The 17818-nt window shown below is 67.4% G+C and carries 12 protein-coding genes and 1 pseudogene; 6 read left to right on the plus strand and 7 right to left on the minus strand.

Translation table 11 applies throughout. The features are described from left to right. Positions 1-40 precede the first annotated feature (40 nt). From phbB to POS15_RS00485, 3 genes are read right to left on the minus strand one after another with little or no spacing between them, the layout of a single operon-like run. A complete protein-coding gene (phbB, locus tag POS15_RS00475; RefSeq protein ID WP_019183776.1) occupies positions 41-781 on the minus strand; it encodes an acetoacetyl-CoA reductase in 741 nt (246 codons plus the stop codon). 25 nt (positions 782-806) lie between these two features. After that, positions 807-2135, minus strand: coding sequence for a CitMHS family transporter (locus POS15_RS00480; RefSeq protein ID WP_070427462.1), 1329 nt, complete (start codon positions 2133-2135; stop codon positions 807-809). Positions 2136-2175: 40 nt separating this feature from the next. Beyond that, positions 2176-3357, minus strand: a complete 1182-nt coding sequence (locus POS15_RS00485) for a porin (protein ID WP_284128790.1) — start codon at positions 3355-3357, stop codon at positions 2176-2178. Positions 3358-3513: 156 nt separating this feature from the next. On the opposite strand from POS15_RS00485, the gene POS15_RS00490 reads away from it, so the two are divergent. From POS15_RS00490 to POS15_RS00500, 3 genes and pseudogenes are all read left to right on the plus strand, one after another. Further along, complete coding sequence (locus POS15_RS00490) at positions 3514-4215, plus strand: response regulator transcription factor (RefSeq protein ID WP_019183779.1); 702 nt, start codon at positions 3514-3516, stop codon at positions 4213-4215. Continuing rightward, a complete protein-coding gene (locus tag POS15_RS00495) occupies positions 4190-5587 on the plus strand; it encodes a sensor histidine kinase (RefSeq protein ID WP_235318946.1) in 1398 nt (465 codons plus the stop codon). The genes POS15_RS00490 and POS15_RS00495 overlap by 26 nt, the downstream gene beginning before the upstream one ends. Then, a pseudogene (locus POS15_RS00500) lies at positions 5584-6612 on the plus strand (ABC transporter substrate-binding protein); the annotation flags it as partial. The gene POS15_RS00495 and the pseudogene POS15_RS00500, both read left to right, overlap by 4 nt. Before the next feature lie 38 nt (positions 6613-6650). Here POS15_RS00500 and POS15_RS00505 read toward each other — a convergent pair. Beyond that, positions 6651-7952: a citrate:proton symporter gene (locus tag POS15_RS00505; RefSeq protein WP_070473624.1), complete on the minus strand. Its 1302-nt coding sequence runs from the start codon at positions 7950-7952 to the stop codon at positions 6651-6653. A 111-nt stretch (positions 7953-8063) separates the two neighbouring features. Here POS15_RS00505 and POS15_RS00510 point away from each other — a divergent pair, with 111 nt between their 5' ends. Then, on the plus strand, positions 8064-8714 hold the full coding sequence (locus POS15_RS00510) for a response regulator transcription factor (RefSeq protein WP_019183783.1): 651 nt from the start codon (positions 8064-8066) through the stop codon (positions 8712-8714). On the opposite strand, the gene POS15_RS00515 is transcribed toward POS15_RS00510, so the two are convergent. After that, complete coding sequence (locus POS15_RS00515; RefSeq protein ID WP_019183784.1) at positions 8711-11374, minus strand: PAS-domain containing protein; 2664 nt, start codon at positions 11372-11374, stop codon at positions 8711-8713. The two genes, POS15_RS00510 and POS15_RS00515, sit on opposite strands and share 4 nt — an antisense overlap. A gap of 56 nt (positions 11375-11430) precedes the next feature. Beyond that, positions 11431-12597 carry a porin gene (locus tag POS15_RS00520; RefSeq protein ID WP_046273511.1) on the minus strand — a complete coding sequence of 389 codons (1167 nt, stop codon included), beginning with the start codon at positions 12595-12597 and terminating at the stop codon, positions 11431-11433. Between the two features lie 264 nt (positions 12598-12861). On the opposite strand from POS15_RS00520, the gene POS15_RS00525 reads away from it, so the two are divergent. After that, a complete protein-coding gene (locus POS15_RS00525) occupies positions 12862-14211 on the plus strand; it encodes a dicarboxylate/amino acid:cation symporter (RefSeq protein ID WP_070425883.1) in 1350 nt (449 codons plus the stop codon). A gap of 199 nt (positions 14212-14410) precedes the next feature. Next, positions 14411-16705, plus strand: coding sequence for an NADP-dependent malic enzyme (locus POS15_RS00530; protein ID WP_019183787.1), 2295 nt, complete (start codon positions 14411-14413; stop codon positions 16703-16705). 426 nt (positions 16706-17131) lie between these two features. On the opposite strand, the gene POS15_RS00535 is transcribed toward POS15_RS00530, so the two are convergent. After that, entirely contained in the window at positions 17132-17818 is a 687-nt protein-coding gene (locus tag POS15_RS00535; RefSeq protein ID WP_284128791.1) for a basic secretory protein-like protein, read from the minus strand.

The raw sequence follows: 17818 nt of genomic DNA on the forward strand, positions 1-17818 counted from the left end.
CGTGGGGGAGGTCACGCATCAAGCAGGACGCGCAAAATCCTCAGAACATGTGCAGACCACCATTCACTGCATAATCCGCACCCGTCACATACGCCGCGTCATCCGACGCCAACCACGCGCACAGACTGGCCACCTCCTCCGGCTTGCCCAGACGACGGATCGGCACCGACCCCGCCAGGCGATCCAGTACATCCGGCGGGAAACTGCTGATCGACTGGCTCGCGATATACCCGGGCGAAATCGTATTCACCGTCACCCCGCGCGTTGCCACCTCATTGGCCAGCGCCCGGCTGAAACCATGCATCGCCGCCTTTGCCGTCGCGAAGTTCACCTGGCCGATCTGGCCCTTGTGCGCACTGACCGAGCCGATGTTCACGATCCGGCCCCAGCCGCGCGTGCTCATGCCATCGATCACCTGCTTGGTGATGTTGAACAGCGCGTGCAGGTTGGACCCCATCACTGCATTCCAGTCGTCCGGGCTCATCTGGCGGAACAACACGTCGCGGCTGCCCCCGGCGTTGTTGACCAGCACGTCGATCTCGCCCACCTCGGCTTTCACTTTCGCAAACGCCGCCACCGTGGAGGCCCAGTCCGCTGCGTTGCCCTCCGAGGCGATGAAATCGAACCCGAGCTCGCGCTGTTCGCGCAGCCAGGCAGCCTTGCGCGGCGAATTGGGTGCGCAGCCGGCCACCACGGTGTGGCCGTTGCGGGCCAGCTTCTGGCAGATGGCAGTGCCGACACTGCCCATGGCGCTGGTGACGTAGGCGATGCGAAGAGTCATGGCGGAACGCTCCTTGGTAAACGGGTCAGGACGCAAGCGGATACAGACCGAACAGCAGCCCACCGAACATCAGCAGCAGCGAAATGCCGATGGCCCATTTCAGGGTGAACTTCTGGTGGTCGGCGAACTCCACCTTGGCCAGGCCGACCAGCAGATAGGTCGAGGGCACCAGCGGGCTGAGCAGATGCACCGGTTGGCCGGCCAGCGAGGCACGCGCCATTTCCACCGGGGTGATGCCGTAGTTGCCGGCCGCCTCGGACAGGATCGGCAGCACGCCGAAATAGAAGGCGTCGTTGGACATGAAGAAGGTGAAGGGCATCGAGGCCAACGCGGTGATCACCGCCAGGTACGGACCCCAGCTGTCGGGAATGACCGCCAGGAAGCTGTGCGACATCGCCTCGACCATGCCGGTGTTGTTGAGGATGCCGGTGAAGATGCCGGCCGCGAAGATCAGCGACACCACCGACAGCACGTTGCCGGCGTGGTTGACCACGCGGCGGCGCTGCTCGGCCAGGTTCGGGTAGTTGATGACCAGGGCGATCGCGAAGCCGACCATGAACAGCACCGGCATCGGCAGCAGGCCCATGATCAGCGCGGTCATCAGGGCGATGGTCAGGCCCAGATTGACCCACAGCAGCTTCGGCCGCTTGATGTCTTCGGCGTCTTCCACGGTCGGCAGGGTGTTGCCATCATCGGAGACGCTGTTGTCCATCCAGCTGCCGCCCTGCGGCAGGGTGACCACGCCCAGGCGGCGGCGCTCCTTCATGCCCAGGTACCAGGCCAGGACCAGCACGCCGGCGCAGGCAATCACCATCGAGGGGATCAGCGGCACGAACACGTCGGCCGGGTCCACGTGCAGCGCGGTGGCGGCACGCGCGGTCGGGCCACCCCACGGGGTGAGGTTCATCACGCCGCCGGCGAGGATGGTCACGCAGGTCATGTTCAACGCGTTCATGCCCAGCCGCTGATACAGCGGAAGCATCGCCGACACGGTGATCATGTAGGTGGTCGAGCCATCGCCGTCGAGCGAGATCAGCATCGCCAGGATGGCGGTGCCGAGCACGATCTTCATCGGGTCGCCCTTGACGAAGCGCAGGATGATCCGCACCAGCGGATCGAACAGCCCGGCATCGATCATCACCCCGAAGTACAGGATGGCGAACATCAACATCACGCCGGTCGGCGCGATCTTCTTGATGCCTTCCAGCATCATGTCGTCGATACCGGCTGCGAAGCCGCCGATCAGCGCGAACAGGATCGGAATGGTGATGAGGGCAACCAGCGGCGAGAGCCGCTTGCTCATGATCAAGTACATGAATGTAATGACCATGCCAAAGCCGAGGATGCTCAGCATCATCTGCATTCTCCAGAAGCAACAGAGGGGAAGGAGGGGATCAGAAGTCGTACTGCAGGCGGCCGGTCACGGCACGGGTGCGGTCCACGGTGGCGTCGGCCAGACGGTCGCGGTTGCGGCTTTCGATCAGGTTGAGCATGAAGCGCAGGTTCGGGCGCATGTACCAGTTGCCGCCCAGCGTCCAGGCTTCGGTCTGGCCGTCACGCAGGTCGGGCTGGCCGATCAGGTGCTGGTCGCCGCGCATCTGGTCGTAGCGCAGGGCCAGTTCGAACGCGCCGGCCCGGTGCTGGAAATCCTTGACCCGGCCAAAGCGCCCGGTCTTGCGGTCGTACACGCGCGATTCGCCGGTGACGAACCAGCTGACCAGGCCGTAGCCGGCCAGCACCTTGCCGCGCTGGCTGCCATCGTCGAAGGTGGCGCCGCTGAACTCGCCCTGCCAGGACAGCGGCCCGTTCACCTGAGCGTATTCCAGCGACCACTTGTTGACGTCGGTATCGCGCCCGGCCGAGAAATCGACCAGGGTCAGGCGGCTGTTATCGGAGAGGTGGCCGGCCGGGCGCGGGCGGATGCGCAGGGCAGGCACGCCGTTCGCGCCCGGGTTGTCGTAGCGCTCATGGGCCAGCGAGAGGCCCAGGTGCAGCACGTCGCCGGCGGTGGCGCCCGGCGCCCAGGTAGCGCGGCCACCGGCGGCACGGCCTTTGACCTGCCATGCGTCGATGCTCTCCAGGCTGTAGGCGCTGGCCGCCCACGTCATGTCGCCGCGTGCAGCCTGCCAGGACGCGCCGAGGCGATACAGCGGGGCCAGCGTGGTGCCGGCGTTGCCGCGCTCCAGGAAGGTGCCGTAGTTGGAGCTGGTGCGGTCATCCAGCGAGAAGAACTGCTTGAACTGGCCCACGGTCAGCTTGCCTGCTTCGCCGAAGCTGCGGCTGACGAGCACGTCCTTGGCCTCGACCCGGTCGCCGGAGAAATCCGCTTCCATCTTGTAGTCGACCACGAAGAACTTGCCGGATACGTCAAGCCACGCGCGGCGGATCTCGGTGTCGTCTTTGTTCGGGATACCGCGGCGGTCGTTGTGGAAATCGGCGAAATCCAGGTGCAGGCGGCCGCCGAGGCTGGCGGTGACCGGGCGCTCGTCATCACGGTCGTCGGCGGCCCAGGCCGGCGCGGCCAACAACAGCGTGCAGGCAGCCGGCAGACAGCAGCGCAATGCGTTCAGTTCCATGGACCCTCCCAGGTGCCGGATGTTCAGTGGTGACGCGAGGGCGCAGCCTAGTGCCGGGATGCTGTCATCCACCTGTCAGTCATTGCTGCACCGCAGCGAAGCGCACGGAGGCGGCCGCACGCGCTAGCATTCCCGCACCTTTCCCGATCCCGACCGATGCGCATCCTGCTGGTGGAAGACAACCCGGACCTGGCCGACGCGATCGTCCGCCGCATGCGCCGCAGTGGGCATGCCGTGGACTGGCAGAGCGACGGGCTGGCCGCGGCGAGCGTGCTGCGTTACCAGAGCTTCGATCTGGTCGTGCTCGATATCGGCCTGCCCAAGCTGGACGGTCTGCGCGTGCTGGCCGGCATGCGCGAGCGCGGCGACAGCACGCCGGTGCTGATGCTCACCGCGCGTGACGGGATCGAAGATCGCGTGCAGGCGCTGGATGTCGGCGCGGATGATTACCTCGGCAAACCGTTCGATTTCCGCGAGTTCGAGGCGCGCTGCCGCGTGCTGCTGCGCCGCACCCGCGGGCAGGCCAGCGAGGTGGTGCAGATTGGTGGCTTCCAGTTCGACAACGCCGCGCACCGGGTCAGCCTGGACGGCCAGCCGATCGAGCTGCCCAACCGCGAGTACCGCCTGCTTGAGATCCTGATGGGGAGGCTGGGGCAGGTGGTGGGCAAGGACGAGATCGGCAACGGCCTGTTCGGCTTCGATGACGAGGCCGGCCCGAACGCGATCGAACTCTACGTCGGTCGCCTGCGGCGCAAGCTGGCCGATGCACCGCTGCGCATCGTCACCGTACGCGGCAGCGGCTATCTGCTCGAAGCACACGACGCCACGCCCGATGGCAGCCGTCCCGATGGCGGGTGATGCCCGCGCGCCGAGCTCGATCCGGCGCACGCTGTGGCTCTATCTCGGCGGCTTGATGGCGCTGTTCGCCGTGGCGCTGTTCTTCGGTGCACGCGACTATGGCCAGCGCGCCGCCAATCGTTCCTACGATCACCTGCTGGTGTCCTCGGCACTGTCGATCATCGATTCGGTGGCGCTGGTGGAGGCGCAGTGGCAGGTCGATCTGCCCTACGCCGCGCTCGACCTGCTGGCGATGGCGCCGGAAGACCGCGTGTTCTATCGCGTCTCCGATGCACGCAACCAGACCGTGACCGGCTACGACGATCTGCCGGCACCGCCCCGCACGCCGACCGATCGTCCGCAGCTGTTCGATGCGCCGTACAGCGGCGAGACCGTGCGCTTCGTCGTGGTGTCGCGGCGGGTCTCCTCCCCGTCCGCGCAGGCGGAAGTCCGTGTGCAGGTCGGGCAGACCCGGCGCGCACGTGAGGCGCTTGCCCAGGACATGGTGACCCGCGCCCTGGTCGCGATCGTGGTGCTCTCGCTGTTGTCGCTGGCCCTGGTCGCGCTCGGCGTGCACCGCGCGCTGCGGCCGCTGGTGCGGGTCGAACGCGAGCTGTCCCGGCGCGAGCCCTCCGATCTGCGGCCACTGGATGCGGCCACGCCGCAGGAGATGGACCAGATGGTCGGTGCGCTGAACCGCTTCATGGGGCGGCTGTCGACCAGCAATGAAACCCTGCGCGCGTTCATGGCCGAGGCCGCGCACCAGATGCGTACGCCGCTGGCCGCGCTGCGCGCGCAGGCGCAGCTGGCACTGGATGACGATGATCCGGAGGACATGCGCCGCAGCCTGCAGGCGATCGAGCGCAACGCCACCCACATGAGCCGCCTGCTCAACCAGCTGCTCAGCGATGCCAGCGTGATCCATCGCGCGAACCTGCAGCGGTTCGCGCCGGTGGACCTGGCCGAGACCGTGCACCAGGCCCTGCATGAGGCGCTCCCGCAGGCATTGCCCGCACCCCGCGTGCAGTTGGCGGTGACCCGCGAGCCGGCCTGGGTCAACGGCGATGCACTGCTGCTGCGCGAAGCGATCAAGAACCTGATCGACAACGCGCTCAAGTACGGTGGGGACGGCGCGTTGCAGCTCGCGTTGACCACCGATGACACCCACTGCGTACTGACCATCGCCGATCACGGCCCGGGCATCGCGCCGGCCGATGCGGAGCGGGTCTTCGAGCGTTTCGCGCGTGGCGAAGGTGCGGCCGCCGGTGGCGCCGGGCTCGGACTGGCGATCGTCAAGCGCGTGGTTGACAGCCATGGCGGCCATATCGATCTGTCCAACCGGGTGGGCGGCGGCCTGATCGCCACGATCCGGCTGCCGAGGAGGCACGCATGAAGGTTCTATCTGGTCTGTGGTTGATGCTGGTGGCTTTCACTGCAGCGGCCGACCCCGGTGACGTGCAGCGCTTTCCCGCGCAGGGCACGCCCACCGCGCAGCTGCGCATCCATGGCTCGACCGACATCGAGGTGTTCGCCACGGTGATCGCCGACTACCAGCGGCTGCATCCGGGGACGGAGGTGATCTACGAAGACATCATCACCCAGGATATCTACAGCCGTTACCTGCACGTGCCGGGGCCTGGTGCGGCACCGGATCTGCTCATCAGCAGCGGCATGGACCTGCAGACCAAGCTCGTCAACGATGGACACGCGCTGCCGCACCGCTCGGCGCAGACCGATGCTTTGCCCTCCTGGGCGCAGTGGCGGCACGAGGCGTTCGGGATCAGCTACGAGCCGGTGGTCATGGTCTACAACACCCGCCGCCTGGCGGCGAACCGGGTGCCGCGCACGCGCCGGCAACTGCTCGATCTGCTGCACGCTGCCGATGCACCGTTGAAAGGGCGGGTGGGCACCTACGATATCGAGCGCAGCAACGTGGGCTACCTCATGGCCACCCAGGACAGCCAGCGCGGCAGCATTGCCGGCGCGCTGCTGGGTGCACTGGGCGACAACGCGGTGCAGTTGGAGGAACGGACCGGCGTGCTGCTGGACCGGGTCAGCCGGGGCGAACTGGCGCTTGTCTACAACGTGCTGGGGTCCTATGCACGCGCACGGATCGAGGCCGGCGCGCCGTTGGCCATCGTCGAACCGGAGGACTACACCCTGGTGGTGCTGCGTACGGCGGTCATACCGCGCAGCAGCCGGCACCCCGAGGAAGCGGGCCGATTCCTGGATTACCTGCTGTCTCCGCGCGGGCAGCAGGTCCTCTCACGGGAGGCACGCCTGACCTCGATCCTGCCCGCAGCCACTACTGGCGGCGGGCCATCCAGCAACCTTCGCCCGATCCAGCTCGGCCCCGGCCTGCTGGTGTATCTGGACGCACTCAAGCGTCGCCAGTTCCTGGAAGCCTGGCGCGCCAGCGTGCTGCCCGCAGGCAGTGACAGCACGCCGCGCGAAGATCAGAACACGCCCAGCAACCAGGCAGCCCCCAACAGAAGCAGAGAGAAGCCCCACATCCACCCCAGCGAGTAGCGGATGTGGCGCCCGATGTCCGCTCCGGCCAGCCCCAGCGCCAGCCATAGCGCCGGTGAGAACGGGCTGATGAAGGTCCCCACGATGTTCCCGATGGTCAGTGCATACACGCTGTGCGCGGGGTCCACGCCGAGCGGCGTAGTGATCTCCAGTACCACCGGCAGCAGTCCGAAATAGTAGGCATCGGTACTGAGCAGCAGTTCCATCGGCAAGCCGACCACGCCGAGCAGCACATGCAGCCATGGCAGCATGGAATCGGGAAGCACATGGGCCAGGTCCGCCGCGATGGAGCGCAGCATCCCGCTGCCGTCCATCACCCCCAGGAACGAGCCCGCGGCCAGGATGATCGCACCCATCTTCAGTGCCGCCGGCGCATGCGCGGCGATCGCCTCCATCTGCTGCGCGGGGCCCCGGTAGTTGATCAGCAGGGCCAGCGCCAAACCGATCATGAAGATGTAGGCCGAGGGCAACAGACTACCGACCAGCGCACCCAGGACCGCGACGAACAGCAGCGCGTTCAACCCCGCATGGCGCACGGGTACTGGCGCCGCTGCGCGGGGCAGCGGCGCAGCAGTCCCGGCAGGCGCCAGGTCGCCACCACTGGCGGCAAGGCGGGCCGCACGCCCGCGTTCGCGCAGCCCCAGCACGGCCGCCATCGCCAGCAGCAACACCGCACCGACCACCTGCACCGGCACCAGCGGCTGCCACAGCACGCCGACGTCGATGCCGGTCACGGCGGCAGCGCGCCCGAGCGGCCCCGCCCACGGAAGCATGTTGAAGATGCCTGCACCGGTCGCCAGCAGCAGCAGCATCAGGTACGGACTCATGTGCAGGCGCCGGTACAGCGGCAGCAGCGCCGGCACGGTGAGCAGGAAGGTAGTGGCACCGGCACCGTCCAGATGCGCCACCATCCCCAGCAGTGCGGTCATCATGGCGACCGCGACGACATTGCCCGCAGTCATCCGCACCAGCCCGTCAACCAGGGGGCGGAACAGCCCCGCATCCTGCAGCACCCCGAAGAAAGTGATCGCGAACATGAACATCGCAGCGATCGGGGCGACCCGCCTCAAGCCGTCATTGAAGTAGCCAGCAAGCGCATCCGTGCCGGTTCCGACAATCAGCGCAGCCACCAGCGGGACCAACACGAGGGCGATGATGGCCGTCGTTCGCCCGGTGATCAGCAGAGCCACCAGTGCAGCAATGGTCAATAGCCCGATGAGTGTCAGCATGCAGCCTCCAGTACAAGGAAATGTCGATCCGACCCTGTCACCGGTGAGCTGTCATCCAGCTGTCAGCGGCCGAATGCGACAGTGCGCCGGGTGGCATGCCACACTTCGTGCATGAGTGACATCACCGTCCTGGTCGCCGATGACCACCCGCTGCTCCGCGCTGCGGTCGTGCATTCCCTGCGTCAGGCGCTGCCGCAGGTCCACGTGATCGAAGTGGCCAGTGCCGCGACACTGGAAAGCGCGCTCGATCAGCACGCCGAGATCGAACTGGTCCTGCTCGACCTGACCATGCCCGGTGCGCGCGGATTCTCCTCGCTGCTGCACGTACGCGGTGCGCATCCGGACATACCGGTGGTGATCGTGTCCTCCAACGACCACCCGCGCGTGATCCGGCGGGCGCAGCAGTTCGGCGCGGCGGGGTTCATTCCCAAATCAGCGCCGGCCGAAACGCTCGGCCAGGCGGTGGCGGCGGTGCTCGATGGCGGCGTGTGGTTCCCGGCGATGGCGGCAGAGCGGTCCGAATCCGATGCGCTGCTGGCCACGCGGCTGGCGCAACTGACCCCGCAGCAGTTCCGGGTGCTGTTGTGCCTGGCCGACGGCCTGCTCAACAAGCAGATCGCCTATGAACTGGGCTTGGCCGAAAACACGGTCAAGGTGCACGTGACCGCGATCCTGAAGAAGCTCGAGTGCCACAGCCGCACGCAGGCGGCGGTGCTGGTGAAGGCGCTGGAGCCGGAAGGGGACGCAGGCCCCGGCATCTAGCGCGTGGCATCACCGCGATGGCGCAGCAGCACCTGCGTCATCAGCGCGCGCAAGGCCGGCGGACGCACCGGCTTGGACAGGAATCCCCACCCGTTTTCGGCCGCCTGTGCGCGCAGTGCATCGTCGCGTTCGGCCGTGACCAGGATCACCGGGGGCCGCGCCTGCCATTGCACGCACAGCGCCTCGTAAAGATCGGGGCCATGGAACTCGCCCATGCGCACATCGAGCAGCAGCAGCTGCGGCACCGTGGCGGGCGTGGCCAGGTCCAGCGCGGCCTGCGGGCCATCGGCCAGTTCAACCGCACAGCCCCAGCGTTCCAACAGCGCGCGGGTGGCGGCGCAGACCCGCGGATCATCATCGATGCTCCAGACCCGGCAATGGCGTAGCGGGCTGTCATCGCCGGTGTCGACCACCGGGGCAGCCGCGGGTGCCGATGCGGGCACCACGTCTGCCGCCTCGCCCATGGGCAGGCTTACCGAAAACACACTGCCACGCCCCAGCGTCGAGCGCAGGCGGATCGGGTGGCCGAGCAGGCGGCCGATGCGCTCCACGATCGCCAGGCCCAGCCCGGCCCCGCGTTCCTGGTCCACGCCATCGTCCAGCCGCCGGAACTCTTCGAAGATCTCGCCCTGCAGGCTGTCGGGAATGCCCGGCCCCTGGTCATGCACTTCGATGCGCAGCTGGGCACCGTCGCGGCGGCAGCCGATCAGTACCCGGCCCCGCGGGGTGTAGCGCAGCGCATTGGACAGGAAATTCTGCAGGATCCGGCGCAGCAACGCCTCGTCGCTGACCACCACCGCCCGCGTATCCACCCAGCGCAATTGCAGGCCGCGGCTTTCGGCAGCCAGGCCGAACTCGCGCGCCAGCGTTTCCAGCAGCGGCGACAGCGCGAAGGCGCGCACATGGGTCTGCAGCGCACCCGATTCCAGCCGCGAGATGTCGAGCAGGCTGTTGAGGATGGCGTCCTGCGCCGCGAGCGCGGCATCCACGTGCTCGCTGAGCTCGCGCGCGTCGCCCTGCAGCTTGCCGCGCAGCACCGAAACGAACATCCGCGCGGCGTTCAGCGGCTGCAGCAGATCGTGTACGGCCGAGGCCACGAACCGTGATTTGTAGCGGTTGGCCCGTTCGGCTTCGCGGCGCGCTTCATCCAGATCCCGGGTGCGCTCGGCGACGCGGTGCTCCAGCGCATCGGCGAGCGAGCGCAGTTCGCGCGCGGTGTTCTTGTAGGCGGTGATGTCGGCATAGCTGGTGACGAAGCCACCGTCGGGCAGCGGGTTGCCGCGGATCTCCAGCACCGTGCCGTCGTCTTTCTCGCTCTCGCGCATGTGCGGGCGCCCGCTGCGCAGATGGTTCAACCGGCGTTCGATGGCTTCATCGATCGGCCCGGGGCCAAGCAGGCCACGGCGCGCGTTGTAGCGGAAGATCTCCTCGATCGGGCGTCCGACCCGGATCAGCCCGGTCGGAAAGCGGAACAGCTCCAGGTAGCGTGCGTTCCACGCCACCAGCTTCTGCTCGTTGTCGATCACCACCACGCCCTGTGGCAGGTGGGCCAGGCTGCGGCTGAGACCGCTGTCGGCCTGCTGCGCGGCCTGCAGCACGCCGTCCTGGGCGGTGCGCAGCTCCTGTGCATGCTGCTTGAGCACGCTTTCCAGCTCGCGCCGGCTGCGCTGGCGGTGCGCGGCCAGGCGTCGGCGCTGCTGCACGAACAGGCCCAGGAAACACAGCGCCAACCAGATCCCGCCAGCGGCCAGCGCGGCGCTGCGGCCGACGGCCGTGCTGGCGCTGGCGTCATGCAGCAGGTGCAATTTCCACTGCGGTTCGTTCAGCGCCAGGGTCTGCCACAGCACCGGCCGTGGCAGGGCGGGCTGCTCCACACGCACCATGCGCCCGCCGTCGGCGAGCACCTCCGCGGTGCGGGCCTGCAGCGGCTGCAGCGAGCGGTCGGCGTACTGGCGGGTTGCCAGCATCTCGCTGCGCTCCTGCGGGCCGAGCGGGCGCAGCAGGCGGTAGCGCCAGGCATCGCCGTTGGCCAGGAACACCACGTCATGCGCGTCGGTGGCCAGCACGATGTCCGGACTCTGCAGCCATTCCTGTTCGAGTGCGCGCAGCTCGATCTTGATCGCCACCACGCCCAGCACGGTGCCGCGATCGTCGTAGATCGCCTGCGAGAGGAAGTAGCCCGGCACGGCCGTGGTCATGCCGATGCCGTAGAAATGCCCGCTGCCGCGCGCCATCGCCTGCTGGTAGTAGGGGCGGTAGCTGTAGTCCTCGCCGACATTGCTGGTCGGCTGGTCCCAGTTGCTGGCGGCCACGGCGATGCCGTGCCGGTCGATCAGGGTCAGGGTCGAGGCACGGGTGACGCTGTTGGCCTGGGCCAGCTTGAGGTTCAGGCGCTGCCGCTCGGCGGCGGTGAGCGGATGGGACACCGCCTGGTGCAGGTCCGGGTCCAGTGCCAGCACCTGCGGCAGCGTGCCGAAGCGATCGATGCGCTGCTGCAGGGTCTGCGCATACAGGCCGAGCTGACGCCGCACCTGCAGGCTTTCGTCATCCAGCGCCCGCTGTTGCGCATAGCGCCCGGCCAGCAGCGCACACAGCGCCGTGCCGCCGAGCATCAGGACGATGAGCAGCCACCAGGGGCGATAGCGGGAGACGCGGTACATGGCGCCAGTCTAGGCAGGGCAGGGCGGACGCGCGTCAACGCGTCCGCCGGACGGGCTCAGAAATGCATCTGCGCGCGCAGTTCGAAGATCTCCGGCTGGCTGCGCACGCCGCGACGGCTGGCGTCGACCTTGACGTAGTTCGCCTGGAACTTGAAGTGCGAGGTCAGGTACCAGTTGGCGCCGAGGGTCCAATCGTGCTGGCGGCCGCCGAACACGTCGGCATCGTCCAGATCGATGCGGCTGTAGCGGGTGACCAGCTCAACCGCGCCGTAGCCGTGGGCCGGCTTGACGTTGGCCACCGCGCCGGCGCTGTACGGGCGCGATTCGCCGGTCAGGATCCAGCTCGCCATCGCGTACTGGCCGCTGCCGGTGTAATCCGGCTTGCCGTCACGGCTGACCGTGGTCTGCAGCGCTTCGCCCTGCAGCGAGAACGGGCCGCGGATCCAGATGCCTTCCAGTCCGGTGCGCACGATCTTGTCGGCGGTGGTCAGGGCACCGGAGTCGACCAGGCGGATGTCGGTCAGGCCGGCTTCCGGACGCGCACGCAGGCGCGCGCTGGCGGCGTGCGAGACATCACGGCCATCGCGGTAGCCGCGCGGGTTTTCCTGCGAATACGCCAGGCCCAGGTGGACCACGTCGCCTGCGGCCTTGACCGGGGTCCACACGCCGCGCACGGCCTGGGTGGTGCCGGGGTTGTCGCCCTGCAGGTCCTTGCCGCCGTAGGCGCCGGCCTGCAGCAGGTACTGCGGGCGCTCCAGCACCCATTCGGCACCGGTGCGGCGGCCTTCGTAGAACGCCTGCACGGGCAGGGCGGTTTCCAGGAAGCTGCCGGCGCGCGAGGAGGTGCCGGCATCCAGGCCGACCGGGGTCTTCATGTAGCCGAAGCGGAAGCGGCCGATGTCGCTGGCGAAGAAGGCCTTGCTCTCGAAGCGGACGAACACGTCCAGCCAGGTGTCGGCCTGGAAGTCGTAATAGACCATGGCGTCGTACACGCCCTTCTTCTTCAGGGTCGCGCCGAATTCCTTGCGGCGCACGGCGTCGGCGTCTTCGATGCCGCTGCCGCCGGAGAAGTCGTTGAGGTCATAGGCGATGTTGGCAGTCGCTGCCAGCTCGGTACCGTCACTGAAAGTGGTCTTGGTCGGCCAGTTGTCCCAGTCGGCCGCGGTGGCGGCGAGCGGGGCAGTGGTCAGGGCCAGGGCGATGAACAGGGGCGTAGGGCGCATGGGCGGTAGCTGCTTGAATAAGGGTGGGGCAGAACAACAACGGCCGCGGACGGCAAATCTGTGGGTCTGTCCCCCTTGATCCGCTGCCGGGCCACCCGCCGCCGTGGGGGCGCGGTGCCGGGGCAGTGTAGGCAGTCCGGCCAGCTGAACCGGGGGGCTAGTACCAATAGGTTATCTGCGTTGGCGAGATGCGGGCGTAAAAAGGCCACGCCAGATGCCGCCCAACGCGGCCGGCATCCTTCGTGACACTGCCGGAGCTTTCCCATGCACGTTCCCACCACCGCCCCGCTGGCGGCCAAGCCGCTGCCGTTCTACCGCCAACTGTATTTCCAGGTGGTGGTGGCGATCGTCCTCGGTGCCATCCTCGGCCATTACGAGCCGGCCTTCGCCGAATCGCTCAAGCCGCTGGGCGACGCCTTCATCAAGCTGGTGAAGATGATCATCGCCCCGGTGATCTTCCTGACCATCGTCACCGGCATTGCCGGCATGACCCACCTGCGCACCGTGGGCCGGGTGTTCGCCAAATCGATGGCCTACTTCCTGTTCTTCTCCACGCTGGCCCTGGTGGTCGGCATGGTGGTGGCGCACGTGGTGCAGCCGGGCGCGGGGATGAACATCAACCCGGCCGACCTGGACCAGACCGCGGTCAACGGCTATGTGCAGAAATCCCATGAGCTGACCCTGGTCGGCTTCGCGATGGACATCATCCCGGCCACCCTGGTCAGTGCCTTCGTCGAGGGCAACATCCTGCAGGTGCTGTTCGTGGCGGTGCTGTTCGGCATCGCGCTGGCCCTGACCGGCGAGAAGGGCCGCCCGGTGCTGACCTTCCTGGAGGCGCTGACCGCGCCGGTGTTCCGCCTGGTCCACATCCTGATGAAGGCCGCCCCGATCGGCGCGTTCGGCGCGATCGCCTTCACCATCGGCAAGTACGGGGTCGGCTCGCTGGTCAACCTGGCCTGGCTGGTCGGCTCGTTCTACCTGACCGCCTTCCTGTTCGTGGCGGTGATCCTGGGCGTGGTCTGCCGCCTGTGCGGGTTCTCGGTGTTCAAGCTGGCCCGTTATCTCAAGGCCGAGCTGCTGCTGGTGCTGGGCACCTCGTCCTCGGAATCGGCGCTGCCCTCGCTGATGGAGAAGATGGAAAAGGCTGGCTGCAGCAAGTCCGTGGTGGGCCTGGTGGTCCCGACCGGTTACTCGTTCAACCTGGACGGCACCAACATCTACATGACCCTGGCGGCGCTGTTCATCGCCCAGGCCACCAACACCGAGCTGACCCTGGGCCACCAGATCGCCCTGCTGCTGGTGGCGATGCTCAGCTCCAAGGGCGCCGCCGGCGTCACCGGCGCCGGCTTCATCACCCTGGCCGCCACCCTGGCCGTGGTGCCGGAAGTGCCGGTGGCCGGCATGGCGCTGATCCTGGGCGTGGACCGCTTCATGAGCGAATGCCGCTCGCTGACCAACTTCATCGGCAATGCCGTGGCCACGGTGGTGGTCTCGCGCTGGGAAAACGCGCTGGATCGTGACCGCCTGGCGATGGTGCTCGATGGCCGTGAAGCCGAGCTGCCGCCGCTGGTGGTCGATGACCTGCCGGCGACGCTGCCGGCCCCGGCGCATTGAGCCCGATGAGCTGATTGTGTGGTGCATGGTCGTGCCGTTCCTGCCGGGGCGGCACGGCCATGTTTTGTTTTGAAGGCCCGGTGCGCGCTGCTGGATTATGTGCGGTTGCAGCATGACCGCGACAGCGTAGCGACAGGTCCGTCCACGCCAACGGGGGTATGATCCCCTGTTCCTCTCGCCCATTCATCTGCAGAAAGCGATGTCCAACGAAGATTTCAAACAGGCAGCCCTCGACTATCACCGGCTCTCGCCGCCCGGCAAGATCAAGGTCACCGCGACCAAGCCGATGTTGACCCAGCGCGATCTGTCGTTGGCGTACTCCCCGGGCGTGGCACACGCCTGCGAGGCGATCATGGCCGACCCGCAGCAGGCCAGCGAGCTCACCGCACGCGGCAACCTGGTCGCCGTGATCTCCAATGGCACCGCCGTGCTGGGCCTGGGCAACATCGGCCCGCTGGCCGGCAAGCCGGTCATGGAAGGCAAGGGCGTGCTGTTCCAGAAGTTCGCCGGCATCGATGTGTTCGACATCGAGATCGATGAAAACGACCCGGACAAGCTGGTCGACATCATCGCCTCGCTGGAACCGACCTTCGGTGGCATCAACCTGGAAGACATCAAGGCACCGGAGTGCTTCATCGTCGAGCGCAAGCTGCGCGAGCGCATGAACATCCCGGTGTTCCATGACGATCAGCACGGCACCGCGATCATCGTCGGTGCGGCCGTGCTCAACGCCATGCTGGTCACCGGCAAGAAGATCGAAGAGGTGAAGCTGGCCACCACCGGCATGGGCGCGGCGGGCATCTCCTGCGTCAACATGCTGGTCTCGCTGGGCCTGAAGAAAGAAAATATCCTCGCCTTCGACCGCGACGGCGTGATCCACACCGGCCGCAGCGATCTGGACCCGGAGAAGGCGCGTTACGCGCGTGATACCGACAAGCGCACGCTGGCCGAGATCGTCGATGGGGCGGACATCTTCCTGGGCCTGTCGGCCCCGGGCATCCTGACCGCGGACATGGTCAAGACCATGGCCAAGGATCCGGTGATCTTCGCCCTGGCCAACCCGACCCCGGAAATCATGCCGGAAGTGGCCCGTTCGGTCCGCCCGGACGCGCTGATCGGTACCGGTCGTTCGGACTACCCGAACCAGATCAACAACGTGCTGTGCTTCCCGTACCTGTTCCGTGGTGCGCTGGACGTCGGCGCGACCGCGATCAACGAGGAAATGAAGATCGCCTGCGTGCACGCGATCGCCGCGATGGCACGCCGCGAGGCCAGCGACCTGGGCTCGGCCTATGGCGATGAGACCCCGAGCTTCGGCCGTGACTACCTGATTCCGCGTCCGTTCGACCGTCGCCTGCTGGTGGAGCTGTCGGCCGCCGTGGCCCAGGCCGCGATGGATTCGGGCGTGGCCACGCGTCCGGTCGCCGACATGGGCGCCTACCGCGAGAAGCTGGCCCAGTTCGTTTACCGCACCAGCCTGATGATGAAGCCGGTCTACGACCGTGCACGTTCGGACAAGCAGCGCGTGGTGTACGCCGAAGGCGAAGAAGAAGTGGTGCTGCGCGCGGTGCAGAACGTGGTCGATGAAGGCCTGGCGCAGCCGATCCTGATCGGCCGCCCGGACGTGATCGAATCGCGTATCGAGCGCCTGGGCCTGCGCATGAAGGCCGGTGTCGACTTCGACATCACCAACATCAACGACGACCCGCGCTTCAACGATTACTGGCAGTACTACCACAACCTCACCGGCCGCCGCGGTGTGACCGTGGCCGCGGCCAAGAACCTGATGCGCTCGCGCCCGACCCTGATCGCGGCGGTGATGGTGGCGCGTGGCGAAGCCGACGCGATGCTGACCGGCGTGGTCGGCCGCTTCCACAAGAAGCTGGGCTACGTGCGCAGCGTGCTGCCGCTGGAAGCCAAGGTGACCTCCACCTCGGCGATGACCGGCGTGATCAACCAGCAGGGCGTGTTCTTCTTCGTGGATACCCACGTGCAGGAAGACCCGACCGCCGAGCAGATCACCGAAGCCACGCTGCAGGCGGCGTACCGCATGAAGCTGTTCGGCATCGAGCCGAAGGTGGCGTTGCTGTCGCACTCCAACTTCGGCAGCCACGATTCCAGGGACGCGCTGAAGATGCGTGCGGTCCGCGAGATGCTGCTCAAGCGCAACCCGCGTCTGAATGTGGATGGCGAAATGCAGGGCGACACTGCATGGGATGAAGCCCTGCGCCAGAAGCTGCTGCCCAACAGCACGCTGAAGGGCCGCGCCAACCTGTTCGTGCTCCCCAACCTGGAAGCGGCCAACATCGCCTACAACCTGGTACGCGTGTTCACCGACGGCGTGGCGATCGGCCCGATCCTGATGGGCGTGGCCAAGCCGGTGCACATCCTGACCACCAGCGCGACCTCGCGCCGCGTGCTCAACATGACCGCGATCGCGGCCGTGGATGCGCAGATCCGGAAACAACTGGAGGCGGAAAAGAACGGCGCGTAACCCGCCGGTCTTTTTGACCCCCAGTTGCCAGAACGCGCCCTTCGGGGCGCGTTCTCGTTTCGGGCAGCGAAACCGGTGGCTCTGCCACACGCGCGCCGCACAGACGTCACCGCCCTGCAACCTCCCAGGCGCCCAATAGCACCACGCGGCCCGGCCGTGGTGGCGCTCCGGTGGGGGCGCCGCCACCCTGGGCCCGACCATATCCTCCACGGTCAGCCACGGGAACGGTGTCATGCGCGATCCACGCACGAAGCGGTATTTCCAGCAGTTGTTCGCGCTGTACGCCGGGTTGGTGGGCGCGCGCTGACCCACGAAAGCGTACCGATCAACGGTCGGTACCTGCCAACACCCCGTGGGCACCGATGGCACCGGTAGTGCCGGCCGCTGGCCGGCGCCTCGCAGACGCCGATCGGGCACCCGGAGCAATCAGCGTGCCCGCACGTACTGTTCCCACAACGCCGGCAACGCCACGCCACTGAGCGTTTCCCACAACGCCGGCGTGTAGCGCCCCTCGCGCAGGGCGCCATCGAGGGCCTTCACCAGCCCGGGATGCTGCGCCTCGCTCCAGGCGAGAAACGCACCGGTCACCCGGTAGCCGGTATCGAAGTTCTGCTCCGGCTTGACCTGCGTGGGCAACGCCCAGCCGGCCCCGGCATTGTCCTCGCCGTAGCGGTCGCGGGCGTAATCGGCGATGCCTTCCACCAGCCAGCCCGGCACGCGCGCATTGGCGTACTCCGGGTAGCCCTGCACGATATGCATGGCTTCATGGGTGACCAGATCGATGTCGCCCGGGTGCTTGGCCAGCCACGCCGGGTTGATCGTGATCGTCGCCGCCTGCGCCTTCTCACCGACAAAGGCGATGCCGTCGTAACCGGGGTCGATCACGATGCCGACCTGCGTCGGCGCGGCAGGATGGAAATCGGCGCGCTCGCGCAGGTAGGCGCCGAAAAACGTCTCGATGATGCGCTCGCGCACCTTCGCGGCCAGCGCATCGCTGGGGTCGCGGTAGTGCAGGGTCACATCCTCGCGGGTCTGTGTGGCCTCGAACGCGTGGGCATCGGCCAGCCCGGCGCCGACCAGCAGGGCGGCCAACAGGCAACGGGAGATCGGCAT

This window comes from Stenotrophomonas sp. BIO128-Bstrain, assembly GCF_030128875.1.
In the GTDB taxonomy this organism is placed as follows: domain Bacteria; phylum Pseudomonadota; class Gammaproteobacteria; order Xanthomonadales; family Xanthomonadaceae; genus Stenotrophomonas; species Stenotrophomonas bentonitica_A.